Genomic DNA, 12,932 nt, shown 5'->3' on the forward strand with positions numbered 1-12,932 from the left:
CCACTGGCGATCACGACCTTTCCCTCGCTTTTCCATCGATGGCCCCGGTGTCTTCCCCGGATCTGCTCACCGGCATCCACAGCTCACCCTTGCCTGTTGCCGAGCAGCAACTTGTTGCCAACGGCGCCCACTTCGATGTGGTGATCATCGGCAGCGGTGCCGGTGGTGGCACCCTGGCGCGCACTCTGGCTGCCTCGGGTCTGAAGATCCTGGTGCTGGAGCGGGGCGACTGGCTGCCCCAGGAGCCTCAGAACTGGGATGCCGAGGAGGTGTTCCAGAAGAACCGCTACGTGTCGAAGGACGTGTGGCATGACAAGCACGGCAAGCCCTTCCAGCCGGGTAGCCATTACTTCGTGGGTGGGGCCACCAAGATGTATGGCGCCGCCCACTTCCGGCTGCGCCAGCAGGATTTCGAGGAGCTGCGCCACTTCGACGGCATCTCGCCGGCCTGGCCCCTGCGCTACAGCGATTTCGAGCCCTGGTACCAGCGGGCCGAGGAGCTGTTTCACGTGCACGGCCAGCGTGGTGAGGACCCCACCGAGCCCCCTTGCAGTGGCCCCTATCCCCACCCACCGGTGGCCCACGAGCCCCGCATCCAGAAGCTGGTGGATGACCTGCGAGCTGCCGGCTTGCACCCCTTCCATGCCCCCACTGGGGTGATGCTGGATGAGGCCAACATGGCCTTCAGCCGCTGCCGCAAGTGCAATTGCTGCGACGGGTTTCCCTGCCTGGTGCATGCCAAGAGTGATGCCGACGTGCTCGGGATGCGACCGGCCCTGGCCAGCCGGACGGTGTCCCTGCTCACCCGGGCCGAGGTGCGTCGCCTGCACACCGATGCCAGCGGCCGCAGCGTGACGGCAGTTGAGCTACAGCACGATGGCGAAACCCTGCAGGTGAGTGGCGATGTGGTGGTGGTGAGCTGCGGTGCGGCCAACAGCGCCCGGCTGCTGCTGATGTCGGCCAATGATCGCCATCCCCGCGGCCTGGCCAACGGCTCCGACCAAGTGGGCCGCAACTACATGTTCCACAACAGCAAGGCGATGGTGGCCCTGGCCCATGAGCCCAACACCACCGTGTTCCAGAAAACCATCTCGATCAATGACTGGTATCTGGGGGATGCGGATTTCGACTACCCGATGGGCAACATCCAGATGACGGGCAAGACCAACGGCACGATCATGAAGGGCTATGCACCGCTGGAAACCTTCCTGATGCCCGGCTGGTCGATGGACAAGATCGCCGAGCATGCCCTCGATTTCTGGATCTCCTCAGAGGATCTTCCAGATCCCGATAACCGGGTGACGATCGATGGCGGGGGCCACATTCACCTCAGCTATACCCCCAACAACCAGACAGCGGCCCAGCGGCTCTATGGCCGCCTGACCGGGATGCTGGACCATCTGTATCTGAAGAATCATCTGGTGGAGCGCCAGATCTACATCAAGAGTGAGATGGCGATCGCTGCGGTGGGCCACCAGGCGGGCACCTGCCGCTTTGGCAGCGACCCGGCCACGTCTGTGCTCGACCTCAACTGCAAGGCCCATGAGCTGGACAACCTCTACGTTGTCGATACCAGCTTTATGCCGACCATCGGCGCGGTGAACCCCTCGCTGACGGCCATCGCCAACGCCCTGCGGGTTGGCACCCATCTGCTTGAGCGTCTGAGGGCCTGAGCCTTGGCTTAGGCGAGCAGGCTGCGAATCAGATCGGCGATCAGCAGGTTGTCGAGGGAGAACAGGCCGCCACCACAGCTGGCCAGCACCGCGCACATCACCACATACATGGCGGCCTTTTCCCAACTGGGGGGGTCACCCACCCCCATGGGGCCGGCGTAATCACCGGGGGGAATCTGGTAGGGATCGGGGGCGATGAAGGGAAAACCCGCCTTCAGCTCGACCACCACCGCGTAGGCCATCGACACCAGGATCGCCAGGGCCGCCAAGGGGGTAAGCAATCCAGGGATCAGGGCGATGCCGGCACCCCACATCGAAAAGGCCGAGAGAAAGCAGAGCCATTGCGGGGTCTGCATGGCCGTGGCCCAGGTCTTGAGGTTGCGCAGCTTGGGCCAGCCATGGCGAATGAAACAGATCCCCAGAAACACACGCATCACCAGCAGGGATGCCTGGGCCAGGGTGGACGGTGCTGCTGGCACCAGCAGCTCCACCACGGTCACGTCCATTGCGTTGCGGCCACAAGATCGCCACAACGTACCCACTTCAGCCAACCCTGGCCATGATCGTCACAGGCTCCCAATCCAGTGGTTTCGGTAGTGCCCATGGTGACCTCCACGCTTCCAGTTGGATGGACGGTTGCCCCCGGATCGAGCGCTCCGCTCGGGGCGACGCCCGGTGCTGGGGGCGTCAATTTCAGCCTCTACGCCAAGGACGCCAGCCTGGTGGAGTTGTGTCTTTTTGATGGTCCGGAGGATGGCGAGCCGGCTGTGGTGGTGCGGCTCGAAGGAGAGCGGCACCGCACCTACCACTACTGGCATGCCTGGGTTCCGAAGCTGCAACCAGGGCAGGTGTATGGCTACCGCGTGCATGGGCCCCAGGATCCAGCCCGGGGTCTGCGGTTCGATCCTTCCCTTCTGCTCATCGATCCCTATGGGTTGGCGTTGGCGATACCGGCCGATTCCAGCGGTTCGATGAAAAGTGTGGTGGTCGATCCCGAGACCTACGACTGGGAGGGAGACGAGCCCCTGCGCCGTCCGGCCCGCGACACGGTGATCTACGAGTTGCATGTGCGCGGCTTCACCGCCCATCCCAGCTCCGGAGTGGCTGCACCCAAAGCCGGAACCTATGCGGGCCTGATCGAAAAAATTCCCTATCTGCAGGAGCTGGGCATCACGGCCGTGGAGCTGTTGCCGGTGTTCCAGTTCGATCCCCAGGATGCCCCAGCTGGCTTGCCCAACTACTGGGGCTATCAGCCCATTTCCTTCTTTGTGCCCCATCACGGCTACAGCACGCGCCGCGACCCCCTCGCGCCCCTGGAGGAGTTCCGGGATCTGGTCAAGGCGTTGCACCGCGCTGGTATCGAGGTGATTCTCGATGTGGTGTTTAACCACACCGCCGAGGGCGATGAAACCGGCCGCACCTTCTGTTATCGCGGCATCGCCAATTCTGATTACTACCTGTTGGGCCCTGATCCCAGTCGCTATGCCGACTACACCGGTTGTGCCAACACCCTGAATGCCAACAACCCAGTGGTGCGGCGGATGATTCGCCACAGCCTGCGCTATTGGGTGGAGCACATGCACGTGGATGGCTTCCGCTTTGATCTGGCTTCGGTGCTCGACCGCGATGAGACTGGCGAGCCCTCACCGTTGGCGCCGATTCTGTGGGATATCGACACCGATCCCGTGCTGGCAGGCACCAAGTTGATTGCCGAAGCCTGGGATGCGGCGGGTCTTTATCAGGTGGGGAGCTTTGTGGGGGATAACTGGCAGGAGTGGAACGGCCGTTTCCGGGATGATGTGCGCCGCTTTCTGAAAGGGGACGCCGGGATGGTGAGCAAGGTCAGCCAACGGCTGATCGGTAGCCCCGACATCTACGGCTATGAGCACCGTCGGGCGGAGGCCAGCGTCAACTTCATCACCTGCCATGACGGGTTCACCTTGGCGGATCTGGTGAGCTACAACGCCAAGCACAACGAAGCCAACGGTGAAGCCAATCGCGATGGCTCCAGCGACAACGCCAGCTGGAACTGCGGCATCGAGGGTCCAACGCAGGATCCGGAGGTGCTGGCCCTGCGCCAACGGCAACTGCGCAATTTTTTCACCTTGCTGCTGCTTGCCGCCGGCACCCCGATGCTCGGGATGGGGGATGAGGTGTGCCGCAGCCAGCAGGGCAACAACAATGCCTACTGCCAGGACGGCCCAATCAGTTGGCTTGACTGGACCCTGGTGGAGCGCCACGACGATCTGCGGCGTTTCGTGCGGGAGCTGATCGCTTTCCGCCGTCGTCGTGACGTGGTGATCGATCATCAGGAGCTGCTGCTGGAGGATCTTTTGCTCCGCAACCAGGTGACCTGGCATGGGGTGGTGCCTGGACAGCCGGACTGGACTGACGACTCCCGCTCCTTTGCCGTCACCGTGACCAGCAGTGGCCAGCGCTTTCGCTGTCACCTGATGGCTAACGCGTGGTGGGAGCCGCTGCGGTTTGGCTTGCCGCCGGCAGCGGCCGGTGACCGGTCCTGGAGGTGCTGGATTGACACAGCCCAGCCGAGTCCGGCCGACATCGTCGCCTGGGCCGATGGAGCGCCCGTGGGATCTGATGGGTGTGAGGTGGCTGCGCGCTCGATCCGGGTGCTGGTGGTGGATCTGCCCGCCTAGCGCTGACGTCCTAGGCCTGCAGCAGTTGCAGCTGATGGCCGTCGGGGTCGGCGAGTTGAAGGGCTCTTTCGCTGCCCACGAGGGCGGCCTGGCGGCCTAGCTCGATCACGCCCCCATGGAGGGGTTGGCCACCGAATGCCTCAGCGGTGGTGGCGATTCGATCCAGATCGGCAACGCGCAGACGGATCTGCCAATGGGCCAGATCCTGGGCGCCCTGGTCGACGGGCTTTGGCCGGCCGCTGTTCGGGGGCTGGTAGTTGAGGCATTCCACGCCGGCACCCATGGGGCAGCGGTGGCCGGTGATGCGCACCCGGGTGTCCTGGAGGCCATCGAGCCCATCCTGGGTGGGGCCGCTGTTGACCCCATCTCCCCCAAGCTTCAGTCCCAAGAGCCCGTCGTAGAAGCGGCAGCTGCGGGGGGTGTCGGCGACGCTGAGGGCGCTGTGGTCAATCCCTAGGAAAGGCCCGCTGGTCGGCTGGCTGGGATGCCAGCGGGCTTCGCCCTTGTCGGGCGGAAACTGCAGCAGCTCCAGGTTGTGCCCCTCCGGATCGCGGAACTTGAAGGCCTGAATGCCGGCGGCGGCGGTGTTCCAGTCCGGCAACGTTTGGGGCGCTGACGAGACCCCCACCAGCGAGTCCTCGGCGATGGCCTGGCGTGCCCTGGCGCTGGCGGCCTCCAGATCACTCACCACGATGCAGATGTGTTGAAACCAGAGGTCGCAGCTGCGGGAGTCGGCCGGGATCGGGCGGCCTGGCCGCAGGCCATCGCCCAGGTGCAGCACTTCGGTGAGCTCCAGGGTTTCAGCGCCCAGGTGCAGCCGCACCAGCTTGAGCTGCGAGCCGGGCAGGCTCACCAGCTGGGTATAGGGGCCTGGCTCCACCACCAGCGTGTCCCCCCGTTGAAATCCCAGGGTGGTTTCAAAGAAGTGGGCTGCTGCGTCGGCGTCGGCGGTGGTGAAGCCGATGCCGGTGATGTGGGGGTTGGTGGTCATGGCAACGGGGTGATCAGCGGGGCAGGGCGGTGAGGCCGGCGGCGGCGATGGCACTGTCCACATCGGGCGTCATGCCGGACACGCCGATGCCCCCCAGGCAGCTGTTCTCCAGCATCAGGGGCAGGCCACCGGCCATGGCTGCCGCCGGTTGGCCGAACAGGCCCGCCAGTTGCAGCAGGGCCGGCCGCTCGCCGTTGATGCTGGCCTCCAGGGCGGCGGTGGGCCTGCGGTTGAGGGCGGCCATGCGGGCCTTGGCGATGGAGGCCTCGGCACTTGCGGGGCTGGATCCATCGCGGCGCTCCAGCAACAGCAGGTGGCCACCGGCGTCGACAATGGCGATCGATACGCAGGCCTGTTGCTGGTCGGCCGCCCGGTGACTCGCGGCGGCGATGGCCCGGCAGTCGGCGAGTTCGAGGTGGGGTTGATGGCGCATCAGCTCCAGACGATTTTGACCAGCCAGAGGTGCCCCTGGAGCTCCACCCCGGCGGCGGCGGCCTCCAGGTCGGCCTCCGAAAGCTTCAGGGTGGCTTCGGCCTGGTGCCGCACCAGATCCACGCCGCTGAAGCTGTAGCCCATGGTGGCCCCCAGCGCAGCGATGGCGTTGAGGTTGGGGCAAGCGCTGAAGCGCTCCAGCAGGGCCGGATCCCCTTTGACGATCTTCAGAAAGGCTTCGAGTTGGTCGCGGGCCATGGTGGTTGAGGCAATCAGGGCGTCTGGGCGCCCCGGGTGTTGGTGAACAGGGCGTAAATCGCCTTGGAGGCGCACAGGAACAGGCGGCTGTGGTGGCGATCGCCGAAGCAGAGGTTGGAGACCCGATGGGGCACCAGCACCTTGCCCAGCAGCCTCCCATCGGGGGCGATGCAGTGCACCCCATCGGCGGCACCACACCAGAGGTTGCCCTCTTCATCCACCCGGAATCCGTCGGCCCATCCCGGGGTGATCTTGTGGAACACGTCTCCACCACAGAGGCTGCGGCCGTCGGCGGCCACGTCGAACACCCGGATGTGCTGCCGGGGTTCGGCGGCTCCTGGGGCTCCGGATTCAGCCACGTAGAGCTTGCGCTCATCCGGTGAGAAGGCCAGGCCGTTGGGACCATCGAAGTCGCTGGCCATTGCCTCCACGGCACCCGTGTCCGGGTCGAGTCGGTAGAGGGCGGGTGGTTGCTCCGACGGTTGGCGGCCGCCCTCGTAGTCGTTGAGCAGCCCATAGAGGGGATCGCTGAACCAGATCGAGCCGTCGCTCTTCACTACTACGTCGTTGGGAGCATTGAGGCGCTTGCCATGGGCCTGGTGGGCCAGGGTCGTGACCGTGCCGTCGGGCTCCAGGCGGGTGAGGCAGCGGCTGGCATGGTGGCAGCTGATCAGGCGTCCCTGGCGATCACGGGTCTGGCCGTTGGCGTAATCGGAGGGGGCCCGGAACACGCTCACGCCATGCTCGGGACTCCAGCGCATGGTGCGGTTGTTGGGGATGTCGCTGAACAGCAGACAGTTGTGGTCGCCGAACCACACAGGTCCCTCCACCCAGCGGAAGCCGTCAGCCAGCAACTCCAGCTCGGCGTTGAACAGCACCAGCTGTTCGAAGCGCGGGTCGTGACACTCGATCCAGGAGGGGAGCTGCGCCATTGCGATTCAGGAGAAAAAGCCAGGCGGAGCCTGCATCCAGGCGTCATCGTTGCGCTGCACGACCAACTGCAGACAGGGCACGTCTCCAACCTGGCCGGACAGATGTCCCCAACGGCCATCGTCGAGCTTTCGACAGCGCTGATCCCCGCCAAAGCTGAAGTCTCCGGGACCGAATATATGTCGCTCACCATCCATGCTTTCGACAAACCACGAGCCGCTGAGAACAAAGATCCACTTCGGCACCTGATTCTCGTGCCATTGGCCCAGCCAGCCCACCGGTAGCAGGGTGAGAAAACTGTTGCCGTCTTCCATCAGCGGAGCACTCCACTGGGGGGCGACATGAGGATTGAGGGGAGATGAAACAAGCTCCTTAAACCGGCAGAGGCTCTGACGGCTAATGCCGTCAGACCCGGTCCAGAGATGCCAGTACTCCTTGGGTGGTGGTGCCTGGCTGGAGGGGTCGTCCATGGGCTGATGATGGGTCGGGATTCAGGGACGCGAGCTCACGTTGGATGGGCCCCACCAGCATGTCCGTTGGAATTCACCGGTAATCGACAGTGGGCGCTGGGGCCGTCTCGATTCAAGGTAAGCAGATCAATCTGGTTGAACCAGGCTTGACCAGCAGAACGTGACGGCCGTCTCCACTGTGCAGGGGTGTTGCAGCTGACTGCCGCTTTGATCGGCTGTGTCTAGCTTCGGCCTGAACCCTTCTTCCACTGCGCTCCTTGCGCCATGACCACAACCAATCCCTACGCTCTCGAAACTCTTTCCAATTTCCTTAAGGGGAAGGTCGCCATCGTGACTGGTGGTAACAGTGGGATCGGCAAGGCGATCGTGGAAAATCTGGCCGAACTCGGCGCCAAGGTGGTGATTGACTACCGCTCCCATCCTGAGGCCACCGAGGACCTGGAGCGGGAGATTGGCAGCTATGGCGGCAGCAGCTATGGCGTTCAGGCCGATGTGTCGAAGCTCGATGATCTGCAGCGGCTGGTGCAGGCGGCTGTGGACAAGTACGGCCGCCTGGACGTGATGGTGAACAACGCCGGCGTCGAGACCCGCACGTCGATCCTCAACACCACACCCGACGATTTCGACAAGGTACTTAATGTCAATTTGCGCGGTGTGTTCTTTGCCTGTCAGTACGCCGCCAAGCAGATGATCGCCCAAGGCGGCGGCGGCCGGATCATCAACATCTCCTCCGTGCATGAAGACTGGCCGATGCCGGAGAACACTCCCTACTGCTGTGCCAAGGGAGGGGTGCGCATGCTCACGCGCACGGCAGCGTTGGAGCTGGCCTCCCATGGCATCACGATGGTGAATGTGGGCCCCGGCGCCGTGGCGACGCCCATCAACGACTCCACCATGAACAATCCCGAGTTGCTGGCCAAGCTCGATGCGGCCATTCCCCTGGGTCGGATGGCCCAGCCGGAGGAGATTGCCCGGGTGGTGGGTTTTCTGGCCAGCGATGCGGCCAGCTACATCACCGCCACCACGATCTTCGCCGACGGTGGCATCATGCAGAGCAGCCCGGGGCTGTGAACGCTGGCTGAGCGGAGGGGACAGCAGGCACAGCAGGGAGCCACATGCGCATCACCCGTGAGGAGATCGTCCGATTGCGCAAGCGCCATCGGGGCTATCTGATCACGCTGGCCACGGAAGTCGCCCTGTTGCTGCTGTTGCCTGTTGCGCAGGGCTCCATCTGGCTGTTGTCCGGCTCGTTGATCGTGCTGGCATTGGTGTTGATGCTGTTCGTCAGCCGTTATTCCCCCCTGCACCAAACACGCCCGTTGATCTATGGCTTGGGTGGCCTTGCCATCGCCCTGGAATTGCTCTGGCACCTGGCCCTCACTGCTCAGCCCGCATTGGGCCGGGCGCTGACCATTCCCCATGTGATCGTCTGGCTGGTTTTTCTCTCCCTCGCGGTGATTCGCAAGGTCAAAACCTTGAACCGCGAGCCCTTCGTCACCGTGTCGGTGGTAATGGGTGCTGCATCGGGTTACATGCTCGTGGGCTTGGCGGGTGGGCTGTTGCTCACCGCCCTCTGGGTGCTCGATCCCTCCGCCTTTGACCTGACGGCGTTGCCGGCCGTCGGCTCCACGACGGCACTCCCCAATGTGGTGGTGGCACCGGCGTTGATGGCGGCTGCCTTCACCATGCTCACCACTGTTGGCACCACGGTGCTGAAGACCAGCCATGTGGCCGGCCAGGTGGTGACCACGGTGATCACGGTGGTGGGTCAGCTCTATGTAGCCATCCTGATTGCCTTGATCCTCGGCCGTTTCCGTTGGAGGGCCTGATGCGCCGTCGTCATCGCTTTTACCGCCATCTCTTTGCGGTCTGCCTGCTGGTGATGGCTTCCATGGCCTTCCCCTATCCCCTGCGCCGCCTGGCACTGGCGGGCAATGTGCTGCTGATCCTGCTGCTGGCCTTTGAGCTGGGGCAGCCGGTGCGCCCCCGACAGACCCGTCGCCATTGGAGCGACTCGGTCTACCGCTGGACCGGGTTGGCCGGTGTGGCCTTTCAGATCATTTGGATGGTCAGCCCGACCACCTTTGCTGTCGTCGGCTTTCCGGTGATGGTGGTGATCACGGCCTTCATCTTCTGGAGCCTGAAGCGGCTGTTGCTCTGTCTCGGCCAGGAAGACCGCATCGGCATGGATGTGCTGGCGGGGGCCGTGGCGGGCTACCTGTTGCTCGGGATCAGCGGCGGGTTGTTGTTTGGTGTGATGGAAACGCTGGCGCCGGGCAGCTTTGTGAGCCATACCGATGGTGCTCGGGCCTTGCTGCTGCGTGGGCTCCCCATCAACGCGGCCGGGCTCCAGGTGTGGAGCCTCGATTTCACCCGGATCCAGTATTTCGCCCTGGTGAGTCTCACCACGGTGGGCTACGGAGACATTGTGCCGGCCACGCCTCCTGCCGAGATGGCGAGTGTGGCGTTAAGCATCAGTGGCCCCCTGTATCTGGCGATCGTGATGGGCCTGTTGATCAGTCGCTACACCTTGCAAAGCGAGGCGGAGGAGGTCAGGGGGCGCCCAGTGGATGTTCCAGCCCCACATCCACCTTCAGGTGCTGATTCGGACGACCGGTGATCAGCAGGGAAGCCCGTTGCCGGGTGGCGATGGCCCATAGCCATTTGGTGAGCAGGCTCAGGCGATTTTCATTGGCGGGCATGAACATCAGGTGTGCCAGGCCCCAGAGGATCCAGCCCGGCAGGCCAGTCACCTTCAGGCCGCGCAGATCGGCCACCGCATGCAACCGACCCAGCACCGCCATGGTGCCGAAATCGGTGAACTGGAAGGCCTTGTGCTGGCGTCCTTGGATTTGGGCCACGATGTCGGCGGCCACCCAGCCCCCCATCTGCACGGCGGGCCCGGCCATGCCCGGCAGGGGTTTGCCATCGCTGGTGTGGCTGTAGGAGCAGAGATCTCCGATCACCCGGATCTCCCCATGGCCCGGTATGGAAAAGTCCGGCTCCACCACCACCCGTCCGCCCCGGTCCACCGTGCAACCGCTGGCGTCCGCCAGCACCTGGCCCAGATGGGAGGCCCGCACGCCGGCGGTCCAGCAGATGGTGGCGGCCTCCAGGGTGCGGGCACCCGCGGCGGTGTTCACCACCACCTTGCCCTCCTCAATCGTCTGCACCCGTCCGCCCAGCAGCAGCTCCACCCCCACCGATTCCAGGTAGGTGCCAGCGGCGGCTGAGAGGCTCGGGTCCATGGCCCGCAGCACCCGATCGCCGGGGTCAATGAGGGTCACCTTGCACTGGTTCGGATCGAGTTGCTTGAAGTCGCGGGCCAGGGCATGGGCCATCAGGTCCATGAGCGAGCCGGAGAGTTCGCAGCCTGAGGGCCCGCCCCCCACCACCACCACCGACTGCAGAACGGCCCGGCGCGCGGGATCGGGGGTCTGCTCGGCCTCCTCCAGGGCGATCAGCACCCGCCGGCGGATCTCATCGGCGTGCTCGAGGATCTTCATCGGTGGCGCCGCCTCACGCCACTCGTCATGGCCGAAGTAACTGCTGCCGGAGCCGGCGGCCAGGATCAGGTGGTCGTAGGCGAACTGGCGGTCGTTGAACACGATCTGCCTCGCCTGGGCGTCGATCTCGGTGACTTCGCCCAGCAGCACTTGCACGTTGGGGGCCTGGCCCACCATCTGGCGCAGGGGCGTGGCCACGTCAGCCTCCGGAACCAGCCCGGTGGCCACTTGGTAGAGCAGCGGCTGGAACAGGTTGAAGTTGCGCTTGTCGATCAGCGTTACCCGCACGGGCTGGTTGATCAGGGCGTGGCAGGCCTGCAGACCTGCGAAACCTCCCCCCACGATCACCACATGGGGGAGCGGTTTGAGGCTCTTGTCGGGGGGGTCGAGCTCCAGGAAGAAGCGTTCGCGGGCCATCGTTCCCAGATCGGTCGCTTCAAGGTATCGACCCTGGGCCGGTTTGGCCTGCTAAAGGTGGGCGTGGTTGTTGTCCCTGTCATGTCTGTTGCGTCGATCCAGGCCTTTGTGGCCCGTGTGGCCGGTGACGCTGCCCTGCGCGACAAGCTCCACGCCGCCGCTGGGGTTGATGACATCGTCGCCATCGCGGCCGACCATGGCCACACCCTCGATAAGACCGTGCTGCTGCGGGAGCACGCCAGGGTGCTGAGCACCGCCAAGGATCACGAGCTCGCCGGGATCAACAGCTGGGGCGACGCGCTGATGCATTGCTTCGGCGCCAGCGAGAACGACTGAGCCTTCAGTTGAGCTTGAAGCCGCGCAACCGCGGCCACAGCGCGACCACTCCGGCCAGTAGGCCCAAGGCGAGGACCACTTGCACCAGCTGGTAGCCACTGCCGAAGTGGTGGCTGCCGGCCAGCCCGTGGATCGAGTAGCCGGCCGCGGCGAGGCTGAGCGACTGGAGGCCTTTGGTGAGGTTGGAGATGGCGTTGACCCGACCCTGCATGTCCCGGTCGCTGCCGGCCTGCAGCAGGGCGTTGTCGACCGAGATGGCCAAGGTGCTGAAGCCGCCGGCCAGGAAAGCTGAAAGAGAAGCCCAGTGCACCACATTGGAGGCGCTGAGGAGCAGTACGGACACCCCCAGCCCGGCGCTGGAGGCGGCCAGCAGCAGTCCGGCACGCCAACGATCGACCAGCTCCATGCCCAGGACCGAGCCCACGAAGCTGCCCAATCCCACGGCCGACATCAGGGCTGCATAGAAACCGTGGCCCGTCTCTCCGCTGAGGTGGCGTTGCACGAAGACGGGCAGCAGTCCCTGGAATGGCATGCCGAACACCATCACCAGGACGAGCACCAGCAGCAGGGTGCGCAGCTGGGTGCGATCGCGTACGTAGCGCAGGCCTGCCCGCAGGCTGGCGCGAAAGGACTCCTTCGGTGCCGATCGGCAGGTGCTACGTGGCAGCCAGGGAATGGCGATCAGCAGCGGCACGAAGCTGAACACATCGAAGGCGAAGGCCACCTCCTCATGGCTGCGGGCGGTGGGGCCCAGGCTCAGCAGCACCCCGCCGAGGGCTGGGCCGAAGATGTTGGTGGCGCTGGTGGTGAGGCTGTAGAGCTGCTGGGCCAGGGTCACCTCCTCCGGTTCCACCAGATCGGTCACCAGGGCCGTACGCGCGGGTGTGTCGAAGGCCGACAGCACCCCGTTGGCCCCGCTCACTAGGGCCAGCAGCCACAGCGGTACCAGACCGCGCAGGGAGGCGACCAGGACCAACACCGCCATCAGCAGCAGGCCCGACTGGGTGAGGCCGAACAGGCGGCGGCGGTCGATCCGGTCGCTCACCGTGCCGCCCACCAGTTGCAGGAGCATCTGGGGTAGCCCGTAGGCCAGGGCGAGACTGGCGATACCGGCCGCTCCGTGCTGCTTGACGGTGAGCCAGTTGATCGCCAGCACGAAGGCGCTGGTGCCGAGGTTGGACACCAGGTTGGCCAGCCAGAAGGCCCGGAACCCGGGGCGATGCAGCAGCCCTGCCATGGTGGCTTTGGCTGGGTTGGGCATG

Annotated in this window: 14 protein-coding genes; 6 read left to right on the forward strand and 8 right to left on the reverse strand. The window is 64.8% G+C overall.

Translation table 11 applies throughout. The annotated features are described in order from the left end of the window. Positions 1-74: 74 nt before the first annotated feature. The gene (locus H6G16_RS12100) at positions 75-1,673 is read left to right on the forward strand and encodes a GMC family oxidoreductase (RefSeq protein WP_347238882.1); all 1,599 of its coding nucleotides are present in this window, start codon (positions 75-77) and stop codon (positions 1,671-1,673) included. 8 nt (positions 1,674-1,681) lie between these two features. Here H6G16_RS12100 and H6G16_RS12105 read toward each other — a convergent pair whose 3' ends face one another. Then, entirely contained in the window at positions 1,682-2,179 is a 498-nt protein-coding gene (locus H6G16_RS12105; protein ID WP_190390582.1) for a DoxX family protein, read from the reverse strand. A gap of 96 nt (positions 2,180-2,275) precedes the next feature. On the opposite strand from H6G16_RS12105, the gene H6G16_RS12110 reads away from it, so the two are divergent. Continuing rightward, positions 2,276-4,330 (forward strand): isoamylase, encoded by a 2,055-nt coding sequence (locus tag H6G16_RS12110; protein WP_190390583.1) that lies wholly within the window; start codon positions 2,276-2,278, stop codon positions 4,328-4,330. Positions 4,331-4,340: 10 nt separating this feature from the next. On the opposite strand, the gene H6G16_RS12115 is transcribed toward H6G16_RS12110, so the two are convergent. The 5 genes from H6G16_RS12115 to H6G16_RS12135 are packed head-to-tail and all read right to left on the reverse strand — an operon-like array spanning position 4,341 to position 7,411. Then, positions 4,341-5,321: a VOC family protein gene (locus H6G16_RS12115; protein ID WP_190390584.1), complete on the reverse strand. Its 981-nt coding sequence runs from the start codon at positions 5,319-5,321 to the stop codon at positions 4,341-4,343. Positions 5,322-5,334: 13 nt separating this feature from the next. Then, entirely contained in the window at positions 5,335-5,754 is a 420-nt protein-coding gene (locus H6G16_RS12120) for a heme-binding protein (protein ID WP_190390585.1), read from the reverse strand. Beyond that, entirely contained in the window at positions 5,754-6,011 is a 258-nt protein-coding gene (locus tag H6G16_RS12125; RefSeq protein WP_190390586.1) for a Nif11-like leader peptide family natural product precursor, read from the reverse strand. Before H6G16_RS12125 ends, H6G16_RS12120 begins: the two co-directional genes overlap by 1 nt. A gap of 14 nt (positions 6,012-6,025) precedes the next feature. Then, positions 6,026-6,943 (reverse strand): SMP-30/gluconolactonase/LRE family protein, encoded by a 918-nt coding sequence (locus H6G16_RS12130; protein ID WP_190390587.1) that lies wholly within the window; start codon positions 6,941-6,943, stop codon positions 6,026-6,028. 6 nt (positions 6,944-6,949) lie between these two features. After that, positions 6,950-7,411: a cupin domain-containing protein gene (locus H6G16_RS12135; RefSeq protein ID WP_190390588.1), complete on the reverse strand. Its 462-nt coding sequence runs from the start codon at positions 7,409-7,411 to the stop codon at positions 6,950-6,952. Between the two features lie 264 nt (positions 7,412-7,675). On the opposite strand from H6G16_RS12135, the gene H6G16_RS12140 reads away from it, so the two are divergent. From H6G16_RS12140 to H6G16_RS12150, 3 genes are read left to right on the forward strand one after another with little or no spacing between them, the layout of a single operon-like run. Further along, the gene (locus H6G16_RS12140; protein ID WP_190390589.1) at positions 7,676-8,482 is read left to right on the forward strand and encodes a glucose 1-dehydrogenase; all 807 of its coding nucleotides are present in this window, start codon (positions 7,676-7,678) and stop codon (positions 8,480-8,482) included. Positions 8,483-8,526: 44 nt separating this feature from the next. Then, complete coding sequence (locus H6G16_RS12145) at positions 8,527-9,240, forward strand: hypothetical protein (protein ID WP_190390590.1); 714 nt, start codon at positions 8,527-8,529, stop codon at positions 9,238-9,240. After that, the gene (locus tag H6G16_RS12150; protein ID WP_190390591.1) at positions 9,240-10,031 is read left to right on the forward strand and encodes a potassium channel family protein; all 792 of its coding nucleotides are present in this window, start codon (positions 9,240-9,242) and stop codon (positions 10,029-10,031) included. The genes H6G16_RS12145 and H6G16_RS12150 overlap by 1 nt, the downstream gene beginning before the upstream one ends. Here H6G16_RS12150 and H6G16_RS12155 read toward each other — a convergent pair. After that, the gene (locus H6G16_RS12155) at positions 9,964-11,334 is read right to left on the reverse strand and encodes an NAD(P)/FAD-dependent oxidoreductase (protein WP_190390592.1); all 1,371 of its coding nucleotides are present in this window, start codon (positions 11,332-11,334) and stop codon (positions 9,964-9,966) included. The two genes, H6G16_RS12150 and H6G16_RS12155, sit on opposite strands and share 68 nt — an antisense overlap. Positions 11,335-11,415: 81 nt before the next feature. On the opposite strand from H6G16_RS12155, the gene H6G16_RS12160 reads away from it, so the two are divergent. Continuing rightward, positions 11,416-11,670, forward strand: coding sequence for a Nif11-like leader peptide family natural product precursor (locus H6G16_RS12160; protein ID WP_190390593.1), 255 nt, complete (start codon positions 11,416-11,418; stop codon positions 11,668-11,670). Between the two features lie 4 nt (positions 11,671-11,674). Here the strand turns inward: H6G16_RS12160 and H6G16_RS12165 are convergent, their stop codons facing one another. Then, the gene (locus tag H6G16_RS12165; protein ID WP_190390594.1) at positions 11,675-12,931 is read right to left on the reverse strand and encodes an MFS transporter; all 1,257 of its coding nucleotides are present in this window, start codon (positions 12,929-12,931) and stop codon (positions 11,675-11,677) included. Position 12,932: the final 1 nt, after the last annotated feature.

The organism is Cyanobium sp. FACHB-13342 (assembly GCF_014697415.1).
Lineage (GTDB): Bacteria > Cyanobacteriota > Cyanobacteriia > PCC-6307 > Cyanobiaceae > Cyanobium_A.